The sequence below is a fragment of the Patescibacteria group bacterium genome (assembly GCA_018817085.1).
Taxonomy (GTDB): Bacteria; Patescibacteriota; WWE3; order CG2-30-40-12; family CG2-30-40-12; genus CG2-30-40-12.
The window spans coordinates 1-26,533 of the sequence record JAHIUT010000018.1 but is presented as its reverse complement, the minus strand read 5'-3'; the positions used below and the strand labels follow the sequence as shown (position 1 = coordinate 26,533).

Annotated in this window: 24 protein-coding genes and 4 tRNA genes; 20 read left to right on the top strand and 8 right to left on the bottom strand. The window is 36.9% G+C overall.

What is annotated here, in order from left to right; translation table 11 throughout:
• Window positions 1-107: 107 nt before the first annotated feature.
• Window positions 108-1,055, bottom strand: a complete 948-nt coding sequence (locus KJ678_01280; protein MBU1016777.1) for a succinylglutamate desuccinylase/aspartoacylase family protein — start codon at window positions 1,053-1,055, stop codon at window positions 108-110.
• A gap of 249 nt (window positions 1,056-1,304) precedes the next feature.
• On the opposite strand from KJ678_01280, the gene KJ678_01275 reads away from it, so the two are divergent.
• From KJ678_01275 to rpmA, 9 genes are all read left to right on the top strand, one after another.
• Window positions 1,305-2,501 carry an FtsW/RodA/SpoVE family cell cycle protein gene (locus KJ678_01275; GenBank protein MBU1016776.1) on the top strand — a complete coding sequence of 399 codons (1,197 nt, stop codon included), beginning with the start codon at window positions 1,305-1,307 and terminating at the stop codon, window positions 2,499-2,501.
• A gap of 97 nt (window positions 2,502-2,598) precedes the next feature.
• Window positions 2,599-3,705: a glycosyltransferase gene (locus KJ678_01270; protein ID MBU1016775.1), complete on the top strand. Its 1,107-nt coding sequence runs from the start codon at window positions 2,599-2,601 to the stop codon at window positions 3,703-3,705.
• Between the two features lie 46 nt (window positions 3,706-3,751).
• Complete coding sequence (locus KJ678_01265) at window positions 3,752-4,423, top strand: FtsQ-type POTRA domain-containing protein (GenBank protein ID MBU1016774.1); 672 nt, start codon at window positions 3,752-3,754, stop codon at window positions 4,421-4,423.
• A gap of 28 nt (window positions 4,424-4,451) precedes the next feature.
• Window positions 4,452-5,693 (top strand): cell division protein FtsA, encoded by a 1,242-nt coding sequence (gene ftsA, locus KJ678_01260; protein MBU1016773.1) that lies wholly within the window; start codon window positions 4,452-4,454, stop codon window positions 5,691-5,693.
• Window positions 5,694-5,711: 18 nt separating this feature from the next.
• Window positions 5,712-6,830 (top strand): cell division protein FtsZ, encoded by a 1,119-nt coding sequence (gene ftsZ / locus KJ678_01255; GenBank protein MBU1016772.1) that lies wholly within the window; start codon window positions 5,712-5,714, stop codon window positions 6,828-6,830.
• Between the two features lie 125 nt (window positions 6,831-6,955).
• Window positions 6,956-9,781: an isoleucine--tRNA ligase gene (gene ileS, locus KJ678_01250; protein ID MBU1016771.1), complete on the top strand. Its 2,826-nt coding sequence runs from the start codon at window positions 6,956-6,958 to the stop codon at window positions 9,779-9,781.
• Window positions 9,768-10,844 (top strand): rod shape-determining protein RodA, encoded by a 1,077-nt coding sequence (gene rodA, locus KJ678_01245; GenBank protein ID MBU1016770.1) that lies wholly within the window; start codon window positions 9,768-9,770, stop codon window positions 10,842-10,844. Before ileS ends, rodA begins: the two co-directional genes overlap by 14 nt.
• A gap of 13 nt (window positions 10,845-10,857) precedes the next feature.
• Window positions 10,858-11,181 (top strand): 50S ribosomal protein L21, encoded by a 324-nt coding sequence (rplU, locus tag KJ678_01240; protein MBU1016769.1) that lies wholly within the window; start codon window positions 10,858-10,860, stop codon window positions 11,179-11,181.
• Window positions 11,171-11,419, top strand: coding sequence for a 50S ribosomal protein L27 (gene rpmA / locus KJ678_01235; GenBank protein MBU1016768.1), 249 nt, complete (start codon window positions 11,171-11,173; stop codon window positions 11,417-11,419). The genes rplU and rpmA overlap by 11 nt, the downstream gene beginning before the upstream one ends.
• Here rpmA and lepB read toward each other — a convergent pair.
• Window positions 11,382-11,975 carry a signal peptidase I gene (lepB, locus tag KJ678_01230; GenBank protein ID MBU1016767.1) on the bottom strand — a complete coding sequence of 198 codons (594 nt, stop codon included), beginning with the start codon at window positions 11,973-11,975 and terminating at the stop codon, window positions 11,382-11,384. The two genes, rpmA and lepB, sit on opposite strands and share 38 nt — an antisense overlap.
• Before the next feature lie 66 nt (window positions 11,976-12,041).
• Here lepB and KJ678_01225 point away from each other — a divergent pair.
• Window positions 12,042-12,115, top strand: a tRNA-Val gene (locus tag KJ678_01225).
• A 3-nt stretch (window positions 12,116-12,118) separates the two neighbouring features.
• Here KJ678_01225 and KJ678_01220 read toward each other — a convergent pair.
• Complete coding sequence (locus KJ678_01220; GenBank protein ID MBU1016766.1) at window positions 12,119-12,772, bottom strand: VTT domain-containing protein; 654 nt, start codon at window positions 12,770-12,772, stop codon at window positions 12,119-12,121.
• 90 nt (window positions 12,773-12,862) lie between these two features.
• On the opposite strand from KJ678_01220, the gene cas2 reads away from it, so the two are divergent.
• Together cas2 and KJ678_01210 are read left to right on the top strand one after the other, a co-directional pair.
• The gene (gene cas2, locus KJ678_01215) at window positions 12,863-13,486 is read left to right on the top strand and encodes a CRISPR-associated endonuclease Cas2 (GenBank protein ID MBU1016765.1); all 624 of its coding nucleotides are present in this window, start codon (window positions 12,863-12,865) and stop codon (window positions 13,484-13,486) included.
• Between the two features lie 102 nt (window positions 13,487-13,588).
• Window positions 13,589-14,836 carry a flippase gene (locus tag KJ678_01210; GenBank protein MBU1016764.1) on the top strand — a complete coding sequence of 416 codons (1,248 nt, stop codon included), beginning with the start codon at window positions 13,589-13,591 and terminating at the stop codon, window positions 14,834-14,836.
• A 30-nt stretch (window positions 14,837-14,866) separates the two neighbouring features.
• Here the strand turns inward: KJ678_01210 and KJ678_01205 are convergent, their stop codons facing one another.
• Window positions 14,867-15,604: a hypothetical protein gene (locus KJ678_01205; GenBank protein ID MBU1016763.1), complete on the bottom strand. Its 738-nt coding sequence runs from the start codon at window positions 15,602-15,604 to the stop codon at window positions 14,867-14,869.
• A 55-nt stretch (window positions 15,605-15,659) separates the two neighbouring features.
• Window positions 15,660-15,732 (bottom strand) — tRNA-Thr (locus KJ678_01200).
• A gap of 82 nt (window positions 15,733-15,814) precedes the next feature.
• Here KJ678_01200 and KJ678_01195 point away from each other — a divergent pair.
• The 7 genes from KJ678_01195 to KJ678_01165 all read left to right on the top strand — a co-directional run bounded on the left by KJ678_01195 (window position 15,815) and on the right by KJ678_01165 (window position 24,761).
• On the top strand, window positions 15,815-16,552 hold the full coding sequence (locus KJ678_01195; protein ID MBU1016762.1) for a DUF3800 domain-containing protein: 738 nt from the start codon (window positions 15,815-15,817) through the stop codon (window positions 16,550-16,552).
• A gap of 323 nt (window positions 16,553-16,875) precedes the next feature.
• Window positions 16,876-17,901: a hypothetical protein gene (locus KJ678_01190; GenBank protein MBU1016761.1), complete on the top strand. Its 1,026-nt coding sequence runs from the start codon at window positions 16,876-16,878 to the stop codon at window positions 17,899-17,901.
• Window positions 17,902-17,927: 26 nt separating this feature from the next.
• Window positions 17,928-18,113, top strand: coding sequence for a hypothetical protein (locus KJ678_01185; GenBank protein MBU1016760.1), 186 nt, complete (start codon window positions 17,928-17,930; stop codon window positions 18,111-18,113).
• Window positions 18,114-18,222: 109 nt separating this feature from the next.
• On the top strand, window positions 18,223-18,861 hold the full coding sequence (locus tag KJ678_01180) for a hypothetical protein (GenBank protein MBU1016759.1): 639 nt from the start codon (window positions 18,223-18,225) through the stop codon (window positions 18,859-18,861).
• Between the two features lie 256 nt (window positions 18,862-19,117).
• The gene (locus KJ678_01175; protein MBU1016758.1) at window positions 19,118-22,306 is read left to right on the top strand and encodes an N-6 DNA methylase; all 3,189 of its coding nucleotides are present in this window, start codon (window positions 19,118-19,120) and stop codon (window positions 22,304-22,306) included.
• A gap of 109 nt (window positions 22,307-22,415) precedes the next feature.
• Entirely contained in the window at window positions 22,416-22,697 is a 282-nt protein-coding gene (locus KJ678_01170) for a hypothetical protein (GenBank protein ID MBU1016757.1), read from the top strand.
• A gap of 633 nt (window positions 22,698-23,330) precedes the next feature.
• Window positions 23,331-24,761, top strand: coding sequence for an AAA family ATPase (locus KJ678_01165; protein ID MBU1016756.1), 1,431 nt, complete (start codon window positions 23,331-23,333; stop codon window positions 24,759-24,761).
• A gap of 111 nt (window positions 24,762-24,872) precedes the next feature.
• Here KJ678_01165 and KJ678_01160 read toward each other — a convergent pair.
• From KJ678_01160 to KJ678_01150, 3 genes are all read right to left on the bottom strand, one after another.
• Window positions 24,873-24,943 (bottom strand) — tRNA-Gly (locus KJ678_01160).
• Between the two features lie 11 nt (window positions 24,944-24,954).
• Window positions 24,955-25,431, bottom strand: coding sequence for a LysM peptidoglycan-binding domain-containing protein (locus tag KJ678_01155; protein ID MBU1016755.1), 477 nt, complete (start codon window positions 25,429-25,431; stop codon window positions 24,955-24,957).
• Window positions 25,432-25,464: 33 nt separating this feature from the next.
• A tRNA-Asp gene (locus tag KJ678_01150) sits at window positions 25,465-25,540 on the bottom strand.
• A 275-nt stretch (window positions 25,541-25,815) separates the two neighbouring features.
• Between KJ678_01150 and KJ678_01145 the strand changes: the two genes are divergently transcribed.
• On the top strand, window positions 25,816-26,533 hold a 718-nt coding region (locus tag KJ678_01145), incomplete at its 3' end, for a DNA polymerase III (protein ID MBU1016754.1).

Here is a 26,533-nt window from a genome sequence, read left to right as displayed (position 1 = left end):
TCTCCAACAAAAAGATTGGGCGCTCCGGCGCCCTTTTTGATTGGCTTTGTTAATAAAACTTTGGAATTTTATTGTGTCGTATTTTGTAGGGGGTATAATAGACTTGTTCAGCCACATTTTTCCGCTATGTAAAAAAGGCTTTTGCCTTTTTCAATCTTGCTTTCGGCTTTAGGGAATAAATAGTATCCGTTACAAGGTATAACAACGGCTTCTCCATTACTATAATTTCCAACTAATTGGTCGGAAAACACCTTTTTCCATCCGCGATTCATACCTTTTGCATAATGAAAGACGGAGCTTTTGGCTATAACGAGGTCGGTTAGCTCATAAATATTTTGCTTGAGCTTTTTTGTTTTTGAAGCTGGTTTTTCCAGCCCGAACAGTTTGTAAATATCCCCAGTTGCAGAACCGATTTTAACTAAAATATCTAAAAGATTTTCTATTATGCTCTCGTTTTTTGAGTTATCACTTGCCAACCCGGTTTCGTAACAGTACCCCCTGCCTTTCCCAAAAGTGTTTACAAAGTAATCAGTGGTTCCTATTACCTTTTGTTTTTGTTCTTTGCCTAGAATATTATCAGGGTCTGTTAAAATACAAGCCACATAAAATAGTGGCAGAAAAGGTTTGTTTTGGGAGGTTATATGGCTTAAGCAAACAAAAGGATTGGAGGGGGAGCTTGTGGAATGTATGTCAAACAAAAAATCCACTTTCAAAAGAAGAGGAGCAAGTTCTTTCGCTCTTGATAAGTCAGCGCTATCAATTTTATTTGGCGAATAATCTTTTAATAGTATTGGATCAAAGCTTCTGTTTAAATTACGGTTTGTTATACCCCTAACATTTTTGGAAATGGCGGCGGGACTGCCGAAACCCACATAAAGGTTTCCTTTTAGGCAGTTTTCTTCATTAATTTTCATAAAATTTAATCTAGTGATAATTTCCTTTACCACAGCAATTCCTGCTAACTCATCTCCGTGAGTGCCTCCGAGAATTAAAACATCCGGACCGCTTAATTTCCCGCCCTTAAAATGATAGATGTCTTTTGGTAATTTATTTATTTTATTCTAATATTGCTACTAGAACCTTACTAGGTACTTGCTGTTTACAGCAGTAATACCTTGCTGAAAGATAACGGTCAGCTTCCGGTTGAAGATACTATTTTTCACCTCAACAGCTCCCGGGACCACTAAGGCTTGTAAACTCAAGCGTCTCCCGATCATTGCTTTTGATTAAATTATACTTATCATTGTAATAAGTATAAATAACATTGTCAACCTTATATGCTAATGCTACTCTAGTTTTAGAGTATGCGAAAAAGGAATTTTGGAAAGAATTTACAAAGTAGTAGGATGGAAAAATATGACAAGGTGTTGTTGTATCTCGTTTTATCCTTAGTTTTTTTTGGTCTTCTGATGGTTTTTGAAGCATCCTCTTCCTACGCCCAAGGGGTTTTTGACAACAAATATAAATTTTTATTTCAACAATTTGTTTGGGTTTTAATTGGATTTTTTGGAATGTGGTATATGTACAAAATAGATTTTTATAGGCTAAAGAAATGGTCAAAACCTTTAATGCTTATCTCTCTTGGATTTTTATCTGTTCTTGCTTTGCAATCTGTATTATCCCAAATTTTTAAAACTCCCGTGCAGACCCCTTTTACTAAGATGACCTACGGTGCTTTTAGGTGGGTGGTGTTAAACCCTCCGCCGTTTCCCGCAATACCCCTTTTAGGCAGAATTAGTTTTCAACCAACTGATGTGGCAAAGCTGGCATTCATTTTGTATGGGGGGTTGTTTTTGGAGAAAATAACTTCAAAAGATAAACGAAAAACTTTTGGTTTTTTAATTCTCGTATTAACTACAGTAGGTCTTGTTGCGCTGGAACCCGATTTTGGCACGGCTTCTATATTTATGGCGATTGCCGTTTCTCTTTATTTTATTTCAAATTTGTCTTTGCTTTATTTAGTGGTTGGTCTTCCTGTAATAATTGCTTTGGGAGGCATAATGTCCTTTTCTTCCTCTTACAGAAGACAAAGATTAATGACCTTTTTAAGACCGCGGGAAACGGATATTCTTAAAGAGGGGTATCATATCGCGCAAATATTAATAGCCGTAGGTTCTGGAGGTTTTTTGGGACTTGGTTTTGGAGAGTCCCGCCAGAAATACGCGTACATTCCCGAAGTAGTTTCTGATTCAATTTTCGCGGTTATCGCCGAAGAATTCGGTTTTGTTGGCTCAGTTTTTTTAAGCCTTGTTTTTTTGGCTTTGGTTTGGAAAGGATTAAGTATAGCAAAAAACCAAAAGGACCCTTTTAAAAAATTTGTGGCGGTAGGAATTTCTTGTTGGATAGGCGTTCAGGCTTTTGTTAATCTATTCGCTATGGTGCATTTAATACCTTTAACCGGCGTTCCCTTGCCTTTTATTTCCTACGGGGGTTCTTCTATGATAGTGAGTTTAATGGGAATAGGGGTTTTGTTAAACATCTCTAGGACATCGGATTCTTAGGGGTTTGGTTTCCCAAGAGGCGCGTCCCAAAACTTGTCATTGCGAGGAAGGAACGAAGCGACTGACGAAGCAATCTGAGATTTGCTATACTATGATTATGAAAAACGATTCTAAAAGATTGGTATTTATAGGTGGCCATCATACCTCTGCGGTGGCGGTGATAGACGCGCTTTTAAACGAAAGAAAAGATGTGGAGATACATTTTGTGGGGCATAAATTTTCCGCCTACAAAGACAAAAACTCTTCGGCGGAATATAGGGAAATTACCCAAAAAAATATCCCCTTTTATAATTTATACGCTGGAAAGATATACAGAACTTTTAATCCGATAAGACTTATTCGCCTGCCTTTTGGTTTTTTTCAAGCCTTGTTCTTTTTGCTTAAGATAAAACCCAGCCTGGTTGTTTCTTTTGGCGGGTATTTGGCTGTTCCGATAACAATTTGGGCATACATTATGAGAATTCCCATTATAACTCATGAACAAACTTTGCAAGGCGGATGGGCTAATATATTTGTTTCCAAACTTGCCAACAGAATTCTTTTAACATGGGAATCTTCGCTTGCGTTTTTCCCAAAAGAGAAATCTAGAGTAATAGGGTTACCACTTATAATAAATTTTAAAGAGGCGGATATAACCAAAGGGGTTTTTAAGGAAAACTTGCCTTTAGTATTCGTTACTGGGGGAAAGCAAGGGGCGCATATTATTAACGAAACTGTATCGGCTATTCTTAAAAATTTAACCGACTTTTGTAATATAATAATTCAATGCGGGGACAACTCGTATTTTAGAGATTTTGATAGATTAAATGAGCAAATATCTTTTTTCCCCGCCAAAAATAAGGGAAGAGTACTCGTAAAAAAATTCCTGTCGCGAGAAGAGCAGTTAACCGCAATCCAAAAAGCCAATTTGTTGGTGGGCAGGTCCGGCGCGCATTTTGTGTACGAGCTGTGCTTTTACAGCAAGCCCGCTTTTCTTATTCCTCTTCCCAATACTTCGCATAATGAACAATATAATAACGCGCAATTTGTTAAAGAGGCGGGGTTAGCCCGTGTTCTTAATCAAGATGTTTTAACAGGAAAAACGCTTTTGGAGGAGATAAAGCTTCTGCTAGAAGATTCCAAGAAATATTTTCTAAAAAAAGAAATTTCGCTTCCAAAAGATGCTTCGCAAAAATTTGTTGAGGAAATTAACAAAATCATATAAAGGAAATTTAAGACGCGGGATTGCCCTCCTTTTTCTAATAGTAGGTATGGTCCTTGTTTTATGGTTTGTTTTTATTAAGTCCTCTTTTTTTACCGTTAAAAATATTTCTGTAAAACCTAAAGACTTGACGCTGATTTCAACGGAGGATGTTAAGATAATTCTTGAAAACAAATTTTTGGGCAAGTCCATTTTTTTATCCAAGAAAGAGCTTGAAAATATGGTGTATGCAAATTTCCCGAGTTTAAAAAATGTAACTTCCACAATTTTGTTTCCTAACGCGCTTGTTATTAAATTACAAGAGAGAACTCCGTCTGCCTTTATAAAAACAGATTTTCAGGAGAGCTTTTTTGTTGTGGATTCAGAAGGTTTTGTTCTTGGCGTATCCGATACTTTTGATAAAGACCTTCCTTTAATAAATTACAAAGAAAATATGATATTCTCCGGAAGTACTCTAACCAACGATAAAATTTTGTCGGCGGTGCGGTTTTTGAGTGAACTTAAAAAAGTTAAATTGGCTATTGTAAATTGTGTTATTAACGAGAACATTGTTATAACAACTAAAAGCCCTACTATTGAGGTTTTAATCCCAATATTTTCAGAAAAGCAAGAGAACGAAAAAGCAATTTTATTGCAAAAAATAATTCAAAAGTATAGCATAGAAGGTAAGAATGTTAAGAGAATAGATTTAAGATTCTCAAACCCGATTATTGATTTTTGAAAAATTTAAAGTTAAACTTTTACTAGTTATGCCAAAGGATAAAATCACTGCCGTAATAGACATAGGGTCCTCCAAAGTTTGCACTGTTATTGCTAACACTGTAGATGGCAGAAATTCTGTTATAGGGGTATCCAATATAGTCTCAAAGGGTATTAGAAAAGGAGTGGTGGTAGATATAGACGAAGCGGTGGAATCCATTTCGCAATCTCTTGAAAGAGCCGAAAGAATGGCAGGTTGTTCCGTTTCAAATGTTTTTGTTACGGTTAGCGGAAGTCATATAGAATCTTTGAATAGCCACGGAGTGGTGGCGGTTTCTCATCAAGACGCGGAAATTGGGGAAGAGGATGTTTCTAGGGTTACCGAGGCGGCTCAAGCTATTTCTCTTCCGTCAAACAGAGAAATTATACATGTTATTCCGCGGGATTTTATTGTGGATAAGCAAGATGGAGTTAGGGACCCTGTAGGAATGAGCGGGATTAGGCTTGAGGTGGAAGTTAATATTATTCATGGCTCGGCTACCGCTTTAAAAAACCTTACTAAATGTATTAACCAAATAGGTGTGGATGTGTCTGACTTAATTTACGCGGCGCTGGCTTCAGCCGAAGCCACCTTAACCGATACCGAAAAAGAACTAGGGACAATACTTGTGGATATAGGCGGGGGAACAACTTCTATAATTGTGTACATAGAGGGCAGTCCTGTTTATTCGTCGGTTCTTCCGGTTGGGGGTCAAAATATAACCAATGATTTAGCGATAGGGTTAAGAACTTCTCTTGAATCCGCGGAGAAGATTAAACTTAAATTAAGTGGCGAAGGAAAAGCTAATTCTGTTGAAGATATGTTGAAAGGGGAGTTAGATGTTAAAGAATTTGGTTTAGAGACCACAACCGTGGCAAAGAAATTTTTAAACGATATTTCCAAAGAAAGGCTTGAAGAATTATTTAGGTTAGTGGCGGTGGAGATTAAAAAGGCTAATTGTATAGGAAAACTTCCTGCTGGGGTTGTTATAACGGGGGGCGGAGCGGAAACTTATTACATAGAAAAAATTGCCCGCGATGTTTTAAGAGCGCCTGTAAGAATAGCAGTACCCAAGGGAGTGTCGGGTCTTATTGACGAGATAAATGGCGCGCCGTTTTCATCTGCTGTGGGCGCGATATTGTATGGCGCCAAAATGAGCAAAGAGACCGGGCGATTTGGTTCTAAAGGTAAAATGAAAATAACGGGGTTTTTAGGAAAAATCAAAACTTTTGTAAAATCTCTCCTGCCGTAGATTTAAAGATTTTAAAAAATTATGCTAATAAAACCAGAAAGTGAACATTATGCGAAAATAAAGGTGGTTGGAATAGGTGGTGGTGGCGGAAACGCTGTGAATTCTATGATATTGAATCAAAAAATAGTTGGGGTTGATTTCATTTCCATAAATACCGACGCGCAGGCGTTGGCGACAAGTCAGTCTCCTTTAAAAATCCAAATCGGAAAGGATTTAACTAAAGGTTTGGGAGCGGGGGCAAATCCAGAAGTTGGAAAAAAAGCGGCGGAAGAATCTTTAGAAGATTTGAAAAAGTATTTGGAAGGAGCGGATATGGTTTTTATTACGGCGGGGCTTGGCGGAGGCACAGGCACAGGAGCGGCGCCCATAATTGCGAATCTTGCCAGACAAGTTGGGGCTTTAACGGTGGGAGTGGTTACCAAACCTTTTATGTTTGAAGGTGTTAGGAGAATGCAAAATGCCGAGATAGGTCTTAAAGAACTTAAAGAGCAGGTGGACGCGCTAATAACTATCCCAAATCAAAAACTTTTAGATGTTATAGAGAGGGGGGTTTCCATATTGGATGCGTTTAAGGTGGCGGATAGTGTTTTGGGGCAGGGGGTTCAAGGAATATCTGATTTAATAATATTGCCCGGACTTGTGAATGTAGATTTTGCGGATGTAAAAACCATTATGACCGAAGCGGGGAGCGCTTTAATGGGCATAGGTTTGGCTAGCGGGGAAAACAGGGCGGTGGATGCCGCCAAATCCGCTATTTTCTCGCCGATATTAGATGTAGATATAAAAGGAGCGACCGGAATACTTTTTAACATTGTGGGGGGACCGGATTTGGCTATGCATGAGGTGGACGATGCCGCAAGGATTATAGGGGAAGCGGCTAATCCCGACGCTAATATAATATTTGGAGCCACAATAGACGAAAGTTTTACCGACCAAATAAAGATTACGGTTATAGCAACCGGTTTTGATATGGATCTTCAAAAAGCGTATAGGCGAGTGGAGGATTCGGTTAAAGTGGGAAGTTCTTCCTCGCCAGCGCAAGAGGAGAAAGAAGAAGTTGTAGAATTAGACGATTCTGGAGAAAATCCGGATATTGATACAAGGTTTGATTTCCCCACATTTTTAAGGAGAAAATAGATATGAACAGGATAAAAGTTTACAGTTCGCTAATATCCCTTTTGATTCTTGGAGTTGTTTTGGTGTTTATTTTAATATCCCGCGCAATTTACTACGATTCCATATAACTGTGATAAAATATCTGTATGTTTAAAGAAGTCCCCGCTTTGCCAAATTTTATAGAAAACGAAAAGAAATTTCTTGAAAAGTGGTATTTCACAGGAATAGTGGATAAATATCTTCATAAAAACGATTTTTCTAAAAAAAGGTTTTCCTTTCTAGACGGTCCTATAACCGCTAATAATCCTATGGGGGTTCAACACGGGCAAGGTAGAACTCTGAAAGATTTGTTTCAAAGATACAAAAATATGCAAGGTTTTAAGCAGAGGTTTCAAAACGGTTTTGATTGCCAAGGTTTGTGGCTAGAAGTCCAAGAAGAAAAAGATTTAGGGTTAAACAGTAAAAAGGATATAGAATCTTACGGTGTTGAAAAGTTTTGCGATGGTTGTAGAGCTCGCGTTGAAAAATTTTCTCGTATTCAGACAGAACAATCCAAACGGTTAGGTATGTTTATGGATTGGGATAATTCCTATTACACAATGTCCGAGAAGAACAACCTTTATATTTGGTATTTCCTAAAAAAGTGTTATGAGAAGGGCTGGATTTATAAGGGAGTTGACTCCCTTCCTTGGTGTCCTCGTTGTGGTACGGCTATTTCCCAACACGAACTTTCAGATGACGGTTATAAAATGATTGAACATACTTCTGTTTATGTAAAATTTCCTTTAAAAAACTCTTCCGGTAATCTTTTAATATGGACAACTACTCCTTGGACATTGGCTGTTAATGTAGCAGTAGCCGTTAATCCAAAGAAAGATTATGCGAAAATTAAATTAAATGAAACTGGCGAAATTTTTATTTTGGCAAAGAATAGACTTTCGGTTATTAAAGAAGAATTTTCTATTTTAGAAACTAAAAAAGGGATAAGTTTTTTAGGTATGGAATATACGGGACCTTTTGATGAGTTACCTTCTGCAAATAAAGTTACTCATAAAGTTATTGAATGGAAAGAAGTTTCAGATGAAGAGGGAAGTGGGTTTGTTCATATAGCGCCTGGAGCGGGAGAAGAAGATTTTCAGTTAAGTAAGAAATTTAGTCTTCCTGTTTTAGCCCCACTTAATGAGTTAGGGATTTATACGGAAGGGTATGGTTTTTTAACAGGCAAATCCGCTCTTTCTGTTAAAGAGGAAATTTTTGAAAGTCTTAAGGAAAAGAAAATTTTGTATAAAACAGAGAAAATTACCCATTCCTATCCGCATTGTTGGAGATGCAAACAGGAACTTGTTTTTAGAACCACTTCCGAATGGTTTATTAAATCCGAAGAAATTCGTCCTGTGGCAAAAAAAGCGGCTAGGAAAGCAAATTGGATGCCTAAATCTGCTGGAAAAAGAATGGAGGATTGGCTTGATAATATGGGGGATTGGCCTATTTCAAGGAGAAGGTATTGGGGACTTGCTTTACCTTTTTATGAATGTTCTTGTGGAGAATTGATTGTAGTTGGTTCTAAAGAGGAATTAAAGGAATTAGCAGTAGATAAAAACAAAGTGAAGAATCTTAAAGAGTTGCATCGACCTTGGATAGATGAAATAAAGATTAAATGTCCGAAATGTAAAAAAGAGGTGTCTCGAGTGAAAGAAGTGGGAGATTGTTGGCTTGATGCAGGTATTATTCCTTTTTCAACAATAAAATATTTAGAGGATAAGAGTTATTGGAAAGAATGGTTTCCTTTTGAGTTCATAACGGAATATATTGGGCAGGTAAAACTTTGGTTTTACGCCACGCTTTTTATGGCTGTTACTTTAGAAAACAAAGCGCCTTGGAAAAATGTTCTGGCAACGGGATATATTGTGGATGGGAAGGGGGAGCCTATGCATAAAACTAAAGGTAATGATATTCCTTTTGATGAGGCGGCGGACAAAATGGGTGTGGATATTATGAGATGGGTTTATATGTCCGGCAATTTATTTGACAATACCAAATTTAGTTTTGCGTTAGGCGAAGAAGTTAGAAGAAGATTTTTGCTTATTCTTTGGAATTCCTATAAATTTTTTGTTACCTACGCCAACCTTGATAAATTTTCTCCTTCCAAATTAACAAGGGATTATACCTGTGTATTGGACAGATGGGTGTTGTCTAAACTTAACTCGTTGGTTATTGAGGTTACGAATTGTTTGGATAATTATGACGCTTCTGGCGCGTCTAAAGCTATAAACGATTTTGTTATAAATACCCTTTCCACATGGTATATCCGCAGGATACGAAATCGTGTGGGACTTTCTGCTGATGATGAAAAAGATAAGAATACGGTACACTCTGTTTTATACACTATGTTTTTAACTTTGGCTAAACTAACAGCGCCTTTTATGCCTTTTATATCGGAAGAAATGTATCTTAATCTCTCAAAGAATAAAGAGTCGGTGCATTTAGAAGATTGGCCTACTGCGGACACATCGTTGGTGGATATTTCATTAGAAAAAGATATGGATAAAGTTCGTGAGGTGGTTGAAAAAATACATTCTTGGAGAAAATTAAATAATGTTCGCGTTAGAATGCCTATTAAAAAAGTGGAATACCTTTTGGATATAAAACTTGAAGACGAACTTGAAAACATAATTAAAGAAGAAACAAATGTAAAAAATCTTATATGGAAAAAGGCAAAAGAGCTTGCCATAAAAATAGTGGATTTAGGGGATAAAGACCATAAGATTTTGGCAGAAGGGTATGCTAGGGATATGGTTCGCGAAGCGCAGGGTTTAAGAAAGAAAGAGGGTTGTGTGTTTAGCGATATTGTTTCCATTTCGTATCCTGTTAACGAAAACACAAAACTTGCGCTTAAACATTTTAAGGATTACATTTCTAAATCGGCGCTAATTGGAAAATTCGTGGAAAGTGACAAGTATGAAATTCTATAGGTCCAAGGGGTTTGACTTTTTCTTGTTTCTTTTTTATCTTGTTATATTTTCGCTTGGGGCGTTTGCTATACTTTCAACAAGTTCTTCTACATTTCAAAGCCAACTAATCTTTTTTGCGATTGGCATTGTTTTATATTTTGCCACCTCTTTTTTTGATATCTCTTTATTTAAAAAACCTTTGTTCGTTTTTATTTTATATATATTATCCCTACTTTTGCTTGCGGGATTGTTTGTGTTTGGCGAAAATATTAGGGGTTCGGTTAGGTGGTACAACTTAAAATTCTTTAATTTTCAGCCTTCGGAGGTTGTTAAAATAGTAGAGATTGTAATTTTGGCAAAAATTTTAGGGCCGTTGTCTTTACCGTATTTAAGTGTAAAAAAGATTATACTTAGTTTTTTAATCATATCTCCTTTTGTGTTATTGGTGGCTAAACAGCCAGACTTGGGAAACGCTTTGGTCCTTCTTGGTATTTGGGTATTTATGGTGTTTTACGCGGGTGTTAATCCTAAGCAGATTTTGGTGTTTTTGCTCGCCATTTTTTTGATTTCTTATCCGGTTTGGAATGTATTGCATGATTATCAGAGACAACGGGTTATAAGTTTCATTAACCCTTACGCGGACCCCCTTGGGTCTGGATATAATGTTATTCAATCCATTGTGGCGGTTGGGTCCGGCGGAACTTTTGGCAGGGGATTTGGACGGGGAACTCAATCTCATTTAAGGTTTTTGCCAGAATACAGAACCGACTTTATTTTTGCCGCATTTTCGGAAGAATGGGGATTCTTGGGAAGCCTTGTTTTGATAATATTTTATTTTGGACTTCTGTATAAAATTTTGGCAATTTCCCAAAAAGCCAAAGATAGTTTCTCCGCGTTATTGTCACTGGGCGCTTTTTCGTTATTGTTTATCCAGTGTGTGGTAAATATAGGTATGAATTTAGGGGTTTTGCCGGTTACCGGAATTACTTTGCCTTTAGTGTCTTATGGAGGGAGTTCGTTAATAGCAACCAGCATAGTGTTGGGGTTATCGCAAAACATTGCAATTAAAAACAAGCTTTGGTAAAATCACGCAAGTTATGAAAAAGGCAATAGTAAAAATAAATTCAAAACAATACGAAGTTTCCGAAGGAACGGAGCTCAAAGTGGATAGGGTCGGCAAAAACCCAAAGGTTTCTGTCCTTTTTTATTCCGATGAAAGAGAGACGCTAATAGGGGAGCCGGAACTAAAAGATGTAACTGTAATAATAAAAACATTGAAAGACTTAAAAGACAAAAAAATTCTTGTTAAAAGATTTAAGGCAAAATCACGGTACCATAAAACAAAAGGGCATAAACAGCCAATTTCTATAATTAGGGTGGAAAAAATAGTTAAAAAAGGAGCAAAAAAGGATGGCGCATAAAAAAGCGGGGGGTTCAAAAGCAAGACAAGGCGGAAATGTGGCGGGTAAAAGGCTTGGTGTAAAAGTTTTTGGAAGCCAGAAAATTAAAGCGGGGGCGATAATAGTTAGGCAAAGAGGAACGGTTTTTAAAGCTGGAGAAAATGTGGGGTTGGGAAGAGACCATACTCTGTTTGCCTTAAAGGACGGGGTAGTTGCGTTTGTTAAAGAGAAGGGAAGGAAGTTTGTGTCGGTTTTTTAAACGCTCCAAACTCCGTTACGGGCCAGATTCTTAATACAGCCGTCCCCACCATATTTTTTCTTGGCACAAACCCCCATTGTCTTGAATCGGAGCTAACTTCCCTGTTATCCCCCATTACAAAAAAGCTATCGTCGGGAATTTCCATAATTATTCCTTCTTTTAGAAAACTGTTTTGGGTAGTTAACATTCCTTCGGACAGGTAAGGCTCGTTAAGGACGAAACTTTCGGGATATTCGCTGTTGTAGATTATTACTTGCGAGTTTTTTATTTGTATTTTCTCTCCGGGAAGTCCTACTAACCTTTTTACGAATTCCTTGCTTGGCATATTAGGGTATTTAAATATAACTATATCGCCTCTTTTATAACCTGTTCGATTGGCAATTTTATTAGTTATTAAGTACTCTTTGTTATGAAGGGTGGGTAACATAGAATCGCCGTCAACATTATGGAGATTAAAAACGAACCAGTTAAGAAGGAGGTAAAGCCCAAAAGCCAAAAAGACCACTTCCGCGATATCCAGAATAAAGTTAAAAAATTGGGATAAAATTTTTGGCATTAATTTATTGTAGGAGTAAGTTGTAGCATTTTCAATGGTGTATTTGTTAAAATGTAAGTTGAATTCGCTCGTGTAGCTCAGTTGGTTAGAGCGCTGTGTTCACATCGCAGAGGTCTCTGGTTCAAGTCCAGACACGAGCACCCCTACTTCCTCCTTGTTTTTAACTTATATATCAAATAAGGTGTTAGGATGCCCATTGTATATGACCATATACCTAATATGCCAAAGAACAAAGGGTTTCCTTTTATTCCCTTTTCAAGAAGGGCGAGCATTATAAAACCACTGGGTAGGGAGCATAAAATTGTTATTAGTATGTAAATTCTAAAAGGGACTTTTGTTAATCCGGATGCGTAGGACACTGCGTCAAAAAGAACTCCGCCAAACAATCTTATTGGTATAAGCGCTTCCCAACCAATAGTAAGTGCAAGATTGTCAATTTTATTAAGAGTTTTTTCTCCTGCTAGTTTCTTCACAAAGGATCTTCCCCATTTTCTTGCTATGAAAAAATTTAAAGAGGGGGCGAGAACAAAATTTCCTATAAAGAATAGTATGAAGGTTTTCCAGTATCCGTAAAAAGCTAAACTGATCATTGTGAAAGGTAAATGGGACATAGGGGCATACACTCCTCCAAATACAATGCCCAGGACAATTATCAGTGGTCCAAACATCCCTACATTCTCTACGAAGTCTTTAACGACAGGGCTACTCACTGTTTTGGAGAGCGAGAAACCTCCTGCGCTTAGTGTCAAAAAGGCAATAACCAAATACACCACAATTTTCTTCTTATTGCTTGTCATATCCAAAGTATATCAAATAAAATTTAGGCTTGTTTTTAATTTCCCCTAACAATTTCATACAGCTGTACGAATTTGTGATATTATTATTTTGTGGGTACGAGTACTTCTGAGGAGCAAATTAAATACCTGGCTAAAACTTTACATTCCCAATTTCAAAAAGAAAAGGTGAATAATGTTAGAACGGTTTTTACAATGATAGCGAAACAATATGTTCTTGAAGTTGATTTTGTTGCTCCGCGGGTAACTAAATCACTTGGTATAGATGTAAAAGGTATTGAGAATAAGGAATGGAAAATTTTTAACAAGGGTTATCTTAATCAAACTTTGCGTAGGTTGAGCAAACAAAAAGAGATAAATATGTACGAAAAGAAAGGGAAGGTACATATAGAGCTTACGGATAAAGGAAAGAATAAGGTAATTAAATTGGCATTAGACAACTTTGCTGTAAAGAAACCCCTTTTGTGGGACGGGAAATGGCGTTTAGTTGTTTTTGACATTCCAGAAAAAAATAGAAAGCTGGCAAATGCGGTAAGAAATTACCTTTATAGTTGGGGATTCTTTAAATTTCAAAACAGTGTGTATTTGCACGCGTATCCTTGTGAGGAAGTTATTAGTATATTAAGGTCTTTATTGAGGGCAGAAGAGTATGTGCAGGTTTTGGAAATTTCAAAAATTGAAAACGACCGAATTTTTCGCGATTACTTTGATGTTTAGTTTCTAACAATTTCATACAGCTGTACAAAATTGTTAGGAGAATTTTTGGACTTTCGTTTTATGTAGGTGTTGTTTTATATTTAGATGTTTTATACTTAAATAATGAAAATTATTAGATTGGTGGCGAAGAATACTTTTTATCAAATCATAGCCAAAATATTTACCGCAGGCGGAGCTTTGTTTGGCACCGTACTAATTACCCGCTTTCTGGGAGCAGAAACATTTGGAGAGTACTCCATTGTTACCGCTTTCGTTTTAAGTTTTTACCTTCTTTCCGACCTTGGTATTAACGCAATTACCGTAAAAGAGTTCTCCCAAAACGAAGAATCCATAAAGAATAATTTTACCTCCATTTTAATTTTTAGGATTGTTTTGGGGGTTATCCTTGTTGGTTTGTGCAATTTTGTTTTAATATTTTTCCCCTACTCTCCCGTTATAAAAAATGCTATTCGTATTGGGTCTATCCTAATTTTTTTCCAATCTATTTACACCACTTGTTTAATAGTATTTCAGTCCAAGCTAATTTACCGGTATGTAGCTGTAATATCTATACTGGCAAGTTTGTTAAGTGTGGGCATACTTTTGCCAGTGGTTTTAGCGCGCGGAAGTATTATTCTTGTGATTTCAGCGGTTGTTGTTGGATATTCTTTTCATCCCCTTATAGCTATCCTTTTTTTGAAAAGATATTTAAAGTTTAATAAGAAAGCTATAAATGTACCCTATTGGCGCAAAGTTTTTATTCTCTCCTTTCCTTTAGGAATAGCTTTAATCCTTAATTCCTTTATGGTGCAAGCGGACAGGATTATTTTATCCGTTATGTCCGATACGGTGTCGGTGGGGGTGTATAATCTCGCTTATAAGGTTTTTGATTTTGTTTTGGTTATCCCCACTTTTTTTATGAACGCGATGTTTCCTCTAATGATTAAGGCTAAAGCGGATAAGGATGATAAGGTCAACGCATTACTTAAAAAATCTCTTTTAATATTGTTTTTAGGGGCTATATTTTTAACAATATTTTCTTTTGTTTCTTCCCGTTTTTTAATTTCTGCAATCTGGGGTAACGATATGGTTTTATCTTTTATTCCGTTTAATATACTAATGGCAGGTTCAGTATTTTTCTTTCTTTCCTCGCCGTTAACTTGGGTGTTGGTTGTTAGAAATAAGCAAAAAGTTTTACCGTTTTTATATGGTTTTGCGCTTATTTTTAATATAGTTTTAAATATTATCTTTATCCCGCAATATAATTATTTGGCAAGCGCTGTTATAACCGTCTTAACTGAATTTCTAGTCCTTCTCGCGCTTGTTTTCATTTGGGGTCTGACCCGCCCAAGGCGGATCCGACCCCTATAATTCCAATTGAGTTTTAATCCCGAATTGGAATTAATCCGTTTTTGAGAAATTTATATAAAGGTCTTTGGTAGTTTTGTTGTCTGCTGAATCCACCGCTTCAATTTTAAAAGAGTTACCTCCTTCGTTTAGGTTTATGGTAATGCCGAATTCCCCATCATATAAAGTTTGCGCGGTTTTTCCGTTTACGGTTACAGTTGCGTTTTCGTTTACATTGCCCTCTATTCTGTAGGCGTTGATGGGTTCTTCAACGGATTGACTTGTCGGTTTTGTAATGGTTATTTCCGGAGGCTTATTGTCAAATACAATTTTATGAGTTTCCGATTGTTCGCTAGCGATTCCTTCGTCGTTTACCGAAACAACATAAATTTCTGTATTGTCTTTTTGCAAAGGAATGCTGTTAAATGTAAAAGTAGCGTCATTATCCGCCAGAGTTTTTTGAATTTCTCTTGTATTCATATATAATTTTACGGTGGTGCCTGCTTTGGCAGTTCCTCTTATATCTATTCTTTCTTTATTGGTCGCCGTAGGCAAGTCCATAAGGATGGGTTTTGAAGGAGGAATTGTTGTCAAATTGGATTGTTGCGGGGTGTCGTGTTTAAAAATGTCCCAAACAATGTTTATGTTTGGTATTACAGTAACAAGCCAGAAATACATAAAAAGGATAATCCCCGCGCTTAATCCAAGGGATTTAAAGAGTTTGTTATAAAGTTTTTTATTTGCGGAGGTTCTAGTTTTAGCGGTTTTTTTAGGTTTGTAGTAGTAAGGCATAAATTTATTATATCAGATATTTAAGGAATAAAAGATGGAAGTTGGGGAGACTATGAGCCAGGAGTGGGATTCGAACCCACTACCTATCGCTTACGAAGCGATTGCTCTACCAATTGAGCTACCCTGGCATACTTGGACTTATTGTTTAGTATATGAATTTTCAGCCAAAAGGTCAAACAAGACATATTCAGAAAATGGTAAAATTGGGGTATGAACAATTTGTTGAATCAATGGTTGTTTATTGACGAATCAGGAAAGCCAGAAGTTTATTCTGCAAAAGGAATAAACTTAGTTGAACAAAAACAAGCATCCAAATTTTTAATTCTCGCGGCAGTGCGTTCAGAAAACCAATTGGAGTTGCAACAACAGCTAACTGAATTTCGTCTTACTTTATTAAAGGACCGGAACTTAACAAACATTTTTTCTTCTGCCTATACTCTTGATTCATTCCATGCCCAAACAGACTATAAAGAAGTTAAAGAGAGATTTTATTCATTTATTACCACTTTATCTATTAAAGTAGATGTGTTAATTGTTGAGAAATTACTTTGCTACGATCCTCTCAAACGAAATCCGGGTAAAATGTATGGGGTAATGGCGGGGCAATTGATTAAAAATTTGTGTCATCAGTCTCAAAGCACGGAGATTGTATTTAGTCGCAAGGATAGTAAATTAAAGCTACGGCAGGAACTAGAAGCAGAAGTTGAAAGAGTGCGTCTCAATTATCTCCAAGACCATCCGCAACTCAATGCACACCTTAAACTAAGCTATTACCACAACCCTCATTACACACATGGGGGTTTACAAGTTGCTGATTATATTGCCTATGCTGTTTATCAGGTTTGTGAAAGGGGCGATAGACAATGGTACGAAATGGTAAAACCAAGGATTGGGAAGGTACAGGATATTTGCAACAAAAAATACTTCACTCGGAGCAACCCGCTTTAACTATCCACTTAAGGAAGTGCGAACTTCGCACGTCTCATTAAGCGAATTGCTCAAAATGAAGTATTGCTAAGCAGTATTGAGAGAGTTTTATCCCTCCCAGCTGATGGGCGTTACCCATCCAACCACTACATAACTATTGTACACCCCATGTTGAATAAAAAGCAAGTTTGGTATTTGCCCCTTCGTTATTGTGGGTGGAGGGCATCCTCTGCGTGTCCTTCCGTCATTGCGAGAAGGAACGAAGTGACGACGAAGCAATCTCAACCCCCCCGCCTAAATCGATTGAAAAAGTATGAAAAATAAGTTAAAATATTCTCATTGTTATGGATAAAAAATCTCTTATACAACAAATTGAACAGCTACGAAAGTCTCGGATTATTACTTATTTAACTAGCGATAGGCAGGGTCCGATTAATGCTCGCGTAGCGATGGATATTATTCCGCTTGTTAGTAAACAACTTCAAACAATCGGCAAAACGCAAAATATAGATTTATTTTTGTATAGCACAGGCGGGGATACGATGGTGCCGTGGCGGTTGGTTTCTATGATTCGCGAATATTGCAACAAGTTTTCTGTCCTGATTCCGTACAAAGCCCACAGCGCGGCAACGATGATCGCGCTTGGGGCAGATGAAATTGTGATGAGCGATTTATCAGAGATATCACCAATTGATCCTGCGACTGCAAATGTTTTTAATCCGCAAGACCCCAAAAATCCGCAAAATAAAATTCCCATCTCGGTTGAAGATGTGATGGCGTATTTTGATTTAGCAAAAAATAAATTTGGGATAAAAAATGATGAACAATTGGCGGTGATATTTAATAAATTTGTGGAAGCCAGCCCGCAAATTCATCCTCTGGCGCTTGGTAATGTTAATCGTACCCATAATTTAATTCGTATGCTTGCCAAACGGTTGTTGAAAAGCCATAAATTGCCGGTGAAAGAAGAAGAAATTGAAAAGTTGGTTGATTACTTTACAGAAAAATTATATTCGCATCAGTATTATATTGGGAGGAAGGAAGCCAAAGAGGATTTAGGGTTAAAAACTGTTGTGAATGCAAACGATGCGCTTTCAAAAGCGATGACAGATCTTTATGAGGAGTACAACAAGGAATTGGATTTTGGCAAAATGTGGAATCCGGAAAATGAGCTTGGAGTAAATGTGGCGCAGAATAGAAAGGATTATAAAATTGCATACATTGAAAGTTCCCAGCTTTCAAATTATTATGATATCTCCGTTGAATACAAGAAACAGCAAGTAAATACAGTTCAGCAAACCCCCCAAGGTCAGATTCAGGTTCCACAAGAACAAGTTGCGTGGCGAATTGTTGCTCAAGGGTGGAAATAAAAATTTAATATTGTTATAGTTAAAATATGGAGAACAAAAATAGTTTTCTTAAAGTATATTCCAACCTCCCAATAAACCTTAGAAATGAAGTGATTTTGGTATTGTCTGATGAAGGTCCAATTACATGGAATGTGGCTTTTCTTGAGATAAATAACGAAACAGAATTAGGAAAGACTATTTTAAAAAAGCTGATTGAATTGAAGATTATTTAATTTAGACTAATTAAGGGACAACTGTTGGTAATTAGACTGGAGATAGAAAAATAACCACCCTTATTCGCAGTAATTTTGTGGTGGATTATAGGTCAAGGGTGGATGTAATATGATTGATTATAATATCTATGAGAATTCAACCGCAATCCTAGATAGATCTGGTACGGCACAAATAGAATATATGTGTTCGAACAATGTACCCGCGGTTGCTTTTTTAGAAAGTAAGGGAATTACTTTTGCGGCTACCCAAAGTTCATTAGCTCAATTGGTATATACAGACCAACCAAGTCTTTTTACCGCGTCGCCCGATTTGGTGACTTCAAACAGCGAGACAAGTCAAAACTTTGTAATCTCAAGAACTACAGGAACAATCACTTGTGACTCCTATGAATCGGGACCAAAGATTGATGTCCTCTCTTCGGTTTCCACTCCTTCTGGTACTTTTTGGGATACTACGACCAGTTTCAGAAGACTTTCGAAGGATGCGGTAGATATAAGTAATATCAATGCTGCCAGATCATTTGCTAATTCTCACTTTGTAATTTTGAACGATAAAGAGCAGATCAAACAACTGACATTCGAGAATAAACTATACTTTCGCCCTGTCGAGATTTTGCTGTGGATGTATAAAGACAGTTGTATAAACAGCCAACAGACCGTTTGGATGTACAAGAAAATGGGGGTAAATGACCCACGGTGGATTAAAAAAGGAACAACATTTGCTAAATATAAACTATGCCCTCGTTAAATTGGATTGGAAAAGGAAAAATTGTAAATCACGATAAGGATGTACCGTTTTTGATTGCTTCGGAAGGCCAAAAAATTTATCCCGTCATTGCGAGGAGTTAGACGACGAAGCAATCTCAAAAACCCCCCACCTAAATTGATTTAAAAATGGTAGAATTGGAGTATGAAAATAAACAATCCTGAAATATCCCAAGAAAAACTTCTTGCTGAAATTGAGCGGTTAAAAGTGTAATGATTGCACATATAAATATAAAGATATGGATATTAAAGGTCTAAAAGCAAAATGGAATAAAGAAAGAGATTATTATAGAAAACAAGAGCTTGGTACGGGTGTACATAGCTTTGTCCGAGCTTGCTTTGAAAGCAAAGAACTCTTTGATTTAAAAGAGGGTTCTCTTTCTAGCAAATTGGAATTAAGGAAAAGAGAATACATTCACGAAAATAAGGCGAAAGAAGGCAGGCGGGCGGACTTTGTTCTCTATATCAACCCAGATATTATCATTCCTTTAGAGGCGGAATGTTACGGAAACATAAAAGCGGGGGTTCAACAACTATTCAATTACCAAAAAGATTTTGATAAACATTACGGGATTTTAACTGACGGTTATATTTGGCGTTTTTACAATAATAACATTTACCGTGAGTTTAAATTAGACCAAATTATTGATGAAACAGATATTTTTCTTGAGTTTTGGGAAGAATATATTAAGCCAGAGTTTTATTACCTAACCTTTTTTGAACCTCAGGGTCAACTATCTCTTTTTAAAGAGGAAAAGTTACCTGTTGAAGAAAACAGGCAAATATTTTTTGACGATATTACCCGCTTGATAAAAAGTTTTAAAAATAAGCTTCAGGTTGAAGGTTATTTTGAGGGATTGGGCAAGAGAGAGAGAGAAAGAAGAGCAGTTGAAATTACTTATGCCTATGTCATTCAATTCATTTTGTATAAAACTTTAGTTGATAACGAATTTGGCAATTTTGTTCAGGAATTTAAAGACATTGTTAAATCAATACACGATTGTCTCAAGGTTAAACAATACGGCAAGATTTTAGGAGTTATTGAAGGCATCTCAAACAAAATCTCCCAAAATATTTATAGACCTTTCAAGAAAGAGCAGGACTTTATCAGCCAGATATTGCTTAATTTATATAGACAGCCTAAAAACGAACTTCACGATGTTGCTCCGTGGCTTGATATATTTGTTTTCATTAAGAAATACACCTTTGCCAACATTCAAAATGAAATTTTTGGTTACATTTACGAAAACTATCTTAAAGAGCTTTATGAAGATACAAAAAAGGGGCAATACTTTACCGATCCAGCAGTTGTTAATTTTATGTTACATCAAGTCGGGTTTACACCTAACGCCCTTCAGAAACACTATCAGGAAGATAAAAACAGCGTTTCCTTAATCGACCCCTCTTGTGGAAGTGGGACATTTCTTTATAGTGCTGTTGATTCAATTCTTAAAGCATTTGGTAACAACTCTCAAGAGAAGTCAAAGCAAATTGAAGAAGTTGTTAATAACAATATCTTTGGTCTGGACATCGCTGAATTTCCTCTCTATCTCGCTGAAATGAATATCTTAATGCGGTTGCTACCTCAAATAATTAATGAGAAATATAACAATCCTATTGATAAAAAAATTAAGGTATTTCTAACAAGAGACAGCGTTGCTGAGTTTATGAACACTGCATTAAGAAACACAATACACGATATAGATGTTACAGGTGGGCAACTCTCAATGGATTTTGGAAGCTTGGATTTAGGATATAAAAGCTATGTTAGGGAAGAAAGTGATCTAGAAGAAATGAAAAGAAGCCTTGAAAACCAGCCCGAAATTCCTCGCCGTCGCTTTGATTTTGTAATAGGTAATCCTCCCTATGTTGGTTATAACGAGTGTTCAAAACAAAAGGTTTTGATTTTTGAGTTGATGAAACAAAATAAAGTTAATCTTAGCAATATCTACGGGATGAATTTACACAGCACACCAAATACAAAAAAGAAAAGACCCCCAAAACCAAATCTCTATGCTTTTTTTGTAGCTCTTGGAATAGCTTTACTTAAAGATAACGGGAAACTCTGTTTTATTATCCCTCAAACACTTCTTACTTCTGGAGACCACGATACTTTGCGTTACTATCTGGCCAAATTTACCACTATTGAAAAAATTATTACATTTAGCGGAAGGGTGTTTATAGGTCGTGGGCTTATGCAAAATAGACCCGTGGCAACCTCAAGTTTAATTCTTGTCCTTATTAGGAAAACGCCCCCTTCATTTCATCAAGTTGAAATAATCAATTCTGATAAACCCGATGAAACAACTTTAAATAATATTTTAGCAGGCAAGGCGGTTCGTAAAAAAAGAATTTTACAGGCTACTCTTTTGCAAAATGCAGTCAATTGGAATCTCATTAAGCAGAATAAATTGTTTTTAGATTTTTACGCAGAATATAAAAGACAAACAGAGAGTATCGCTATTTATTACGACCATACTTGGGCAAACCATAAATTTAAAAGTAGGTTCTACTTCGATATAGGTTATGAGATAAACGAAAAAGAAATTTTAGAAAAGAAGGGAGAAAACTATCTATTCTATCCAAAATTAAAGAAAGAGTATTGGACAACTAAAGAGTTTCGTGGATTTTGGCCAAATATCAGAAGCGGTAACTCCAAATTCAAAATTAAACTTCTACAGGCCAATCAGGGATACTGTTTATTAGACAGCAAATACAAAGTTATTTGGTCTTACGCTAATCCGAATAGGTTTCATTTTACATCTTTACCTGTTGTTTGGGCAAGAAATCAAATATGTGCCATTGGAAGCGAGAAAGAAGTGGAAATTTTGTATATTTTTGCATTATTGAACTCTCCTATCAATATTTTAATCCTAAACTCCAACTTAAAAAGTGAGAACGAAAAAGACTTGCTGATTTCAATTACCGCAATAAAAGAATTTGTTCGTGTCCCTAAAATTACCGAAGGTAATCAATTTATCAAAAATGAGATTATAAAACGCATAGAAGAAATGCTGGTTTTGGAAGAGAAAACACTGTCGGGCTATGTGGATTTTTCAAGAGTAATGATTCAAAAGTTTGATAGTGTATGGATAAAGGACAATTATTTGGTGCTAATAAAAGAAGGTAAAGAAATAAAACTCCAAATCAAGGACAATCTGGATTCGGTTAAAAAAACAATTAGGAATACCTATTACAATAAAAAGTTAGATTTAGAGGGAAAGCAAATATTTTTAGCAGATTTGAAATCACTACCTATCATTGATTTTGATAAGCAAAGAGCTTTAAAAGATTATATTGACGATTTGGTTTTTGCTCTGTATTTTAATATTCCTTTGAAAAAATTTGGGTTTAACAATGCTGTCTATGTTAAAGATTCCTGTATCAAAAGCCCGTACTATAAATTAGTTAGCAAGAAAAAACAATGAAAGCAGTCTAACCAACACCGGGTGTTGGGGAATTAAAGATAATTCTTTTGATAATTGGACAGACTTGATTTTGTAGTTGGTGGGGGATGAAGGGTATAAAAATCGAAGTATGCTAAACAAAAAAACAAACAACAAAGCAACCGTAATTTTTGAAGATAAGCCTGTGCGGCGCGTTTGGCGGGATAAAGAAGAAAAATGGTATTTTAGCATTGTTGATATTGTGCAAGTGCTTACGGACAGTATTAATCCCACTGACTACTTGAAAAAACTAAGAAAAAGAGACGAGGAATTGGCAAAATACATAGGGACAAATTGTCCCTATGTAGAGATGTTTACTGAAACAGGAAAAAAAAGATTAATAACACCAACACCGGGTGTTGGGGAATTGTGACATTTAGCGATTATCCCACCTTCAAGGTGGGACGGTGGGGACTTTTCTGATTTTGCGCGGAAGATAAGTTAAGTTCGCAACAAATTTTAACGAAGGTCTATCTTTTACGAAGGATAGACCTTATACAAGGGGGTTTGTTTGTCCCTTTCCCACCTCGGAAGTAGATGGGGTTGTTGTTACGATATTATGAGGAGGGGATAAAATATGAAAATAGAAAAAAAGGTTTGGCCAAAATATTTTCAGGCAATTATAAATAATTTCTTTAGAATAGGGCCTATGCTTGTTTTTATTGACTAGTTCGGCGACCCCGGATTGAAAAAAGAGCTCGGCAGTAAAATCCATCCGATATTTAATTGACCAGTTAGAACTTCAAAATGAATCTCTCAGACAAGCTTGGGATTTGCTTTTGCCGAAATTAGTAGGTGGGGAAATTGAAGTAAGATGAGGGAAAAAGCGCCAAAGAATGGTTTAAAACATATATAAATTAGAAATTTGCAAAATACCATACAAGAAAACGCCAGTTTTAATGCCTAAAATAAAGGTAAAACAGGCGGCCAAACACTTCTTGTAATGTATACTTGACAAGAGACGGGCGTTTCTTGTAAGCTTGAATAATTAAGCAATACAAGAGTCATGAACGGAGAAAAAAAGGAAAAATTATATCAATTTGTGCGTGACCAAGTGGTGCAAGGGTCTTTTCGTACCCGTGCCTATGTTTTTAATGATCGTGGAGAACGCAATCCACAAAGGAGCATGTTTTTGCGCATGCAGAAGCATGTTCGTAATTTTATGGGTGGCGACGCATCTGTGCGCTGGTTGCTTATGCCGGGACTTCGTGGTTCCGGCAAAACAACTCTTTTGGCGCAACTTTATCACGACACGGCTGTCCCGGTGGAACGCAAATTATTCCTTTCTGTAGATCAAGTGACTCAAACCTTTGGTGCCTCGCTACAAGAAATTATCCAAGTATACGAAGAGGCGGTTGGCGGTTCGTTTGAGCGATTAGAGAAGCCAGTTTTTTTGTTTTTGGATGAAGTGCAATACGATCGTTACTGGGCTGGGTTTTTAAAAACAATATATGACCGAACCCGGAAAGTTTTTATTGTTGCGACCGGTTCTTCTGCTCTGATGCTCAATATAAACGCGGATGTTGTCCGTAGGGCTGTATCGGAAAAACTGTACCCTATGAGCTTTACGGAATTCATGAAGATTAAACATAACAAATACGAGGAAAAGGGATTGGGACAAAAATTAAGACAAGCGTTGCTAAATTCTCAATCAGTACAGGAAGTTTATCATCAGCTTGTTTCATGTGAACAGGCAGTAAGACATTATTGGTTGAATGTTGAACGTCAAGAAATAACGCATTACATTAACTACGGCACATTGCCATATATGGTTGCTTTGAAAAATGAGGCTTTGGTATATGATCAAATTAAAAAATCCCTAGAGCGCGTTATTTCTATTGATATTCCGCAAATTGGTAGATTTCGTCCCGATGTTGCTACAAAATTTCCTATGCTCTTATATGCCATAGCGGATTCTGAACAGCTTAGTTTAAACAATCTTTCACGCGTTATGGAGATTGGACGACCAACACTCATGCATATGCTGGATGTTTTGGAACAGACAGAAACGATACTGCGCGTATATCCGTATGGATCCCATAGATTACAAGTAAGGAAACCGTCTAAATACTTGTTTACATCTTCCGCTTTCCGCGCCATGTATTTTAAGTTCGTTGGCAGTACCCAGCGGCAGGAAATATATGAAGGTAAGCTTTTAGAAGACATCGTTGGATTATATTTGGGGCGGCTTTGTGGACAACGGTCAATATCCTTGACTTATGATTCTGCCGCCGGTGGGGCTGATTTTATTGTGCGAGATAATAATGAGAGCATTGCGGTTGAAGTTGGCCGCGGACAAAAGGGATTTGCGCAAGCGGCGAGTACTGCCAGAAAGATTAAAGCCAAATATGGTTTGGTAATTTCTGCATCAGAGTTGAGAATAGACACAAAACAATCTGCCATAGCAGTACCGCTAGAGTTTTTTCTACTTGCATAAAATAGGAACAAATTTTTATGGGAATAATTTAGTGGGCAAAATGTTCCTTTACCCACGCGGTACTCCTCAGAACCTTCGGCCCACATCCTCTCCTTGCCCGCCTAAAAAAAGAGCGACTAGCGGGAATCGAACCCGCACCCTCACCTTGGGAAGGTGATGTTGTACCATTCAACTATAGTCGCGTATTTTTATCCTAATCAGGCAAAATAAGTATCTGCCCGGGAGTAATTAACGGATTGCCGTTTGCCAACTGTCCTATTGAACCCGCGTTTGCGTCTCTTATTTTTGTCCACATATAAGGGTCGCCATATTTTGCTTGGGCTATCTCCCAAAGGGTATCTCCCTTTACAACAGTATGTTTGCTGGTCGTTATGTCCCCGCTTTTGTAATCGTTCGCTGTCCATTCACTGGTTGTTTGTGGATTTAAAGAAGTTTCTTGTCCATTTAAACTTATTCCTTTGGCTATTTCCTCGGGGTTGGTCAACTTTTCTTGAGAAATGTTGTTATCTTCTCCTAGACTTTCGGTTTTTTCCGCTTGATTAGTTATCTCACCGCCCGTTTTTGAAAAATAATTGTACATTACAAAACCCGCTAAAATAACTAATACACCTGCGACCACAGCGGTTAAAGACGCTTTTGAAGGTTTTGGAATTTCGGTTGTTTTTTCCATATTTACACCTCCTCTCTGTGGGGCAGTGAAGAGCGGTTCCGACCGGATTCGAACCGGCGGTCTCCTCCGTGACAGGGAGGCGTGTTAGACCAGGCTACACCACGGAACCAAAGCTATTCCCATAGTAACAAAGCTAACTCAAATCGTCAACACATTAGAATATTATCTATTTATAGTTTTTTCGTAAAAAACCATCTCAAATGTAAAAACTCAAAACTCAAAGCCAAATCTTAAATCTCAAATCTTAATTTTTCAGATTTAGGGTTTTAATATGTGGTTTTGACATTTGACATTTGAGTTTTGATATTTTTTATGTGTTTTAGGGGTCTAACCCTAATTGGAATGCTAGTTTTGAAAATTGGAAATTTCATTTATAATCATCTTATGTTACACAAATTTACCAACAAACAAGTAGCGGATTTGTTAAGAGAAGTTTCTGCCTGTTACGAAGCGAAAAACGAAAACCCGTTTAAAATCAGAGCTTATGATAATGCCGCGGGCGCAATAGAAAAGTTAGATTCCGATATAGGAGAACTGTGGGCGGAAAACCGTTTAAACGATGTTCCCGGTATTGGCGAAGCTTTAGAAGAACATCTTACGGAACTTTTTAATACCGGAAAAGTATCCCATTTTACGGAAGTTAAAAAAAGTCTTCCTCAAGGTATGTTTGGGCTTTTAAAGGTTCCTGGAATAGGCGCTAAAACCGCGTTTAAACTCGCCTCTCATTTTAATCTTAATAACGAGGATAAAGCCGTGTCGCAACTTAAAAAATTTGCCGAAATCGGTAAAATAAAAATCCTGCCCGGTTTTGGAGAGGAATCCGAAAACAAAATCTTGCAAAGTATAGAGAAAATGGCAGATAAAGAAGCCCGTTTTCCGTTATATGTGGCTGAAGAAACAGCTTTTAAATTGCTTGATTATTTAAAAAAGTGCCCTTATGTCTTAAAAGCGGACCCTTTAGGTTCTTTAAGACGCAAATCCGCCACCGTTGGGGATATAGATATTTCCGTTGCCACTAAAAATTCCCGCGAAGTTATAAATTACTTTGTTAAGTACCCCAAAATTACAAAAATTATCAGCAAAGGAGATATTAAGGCAAGTG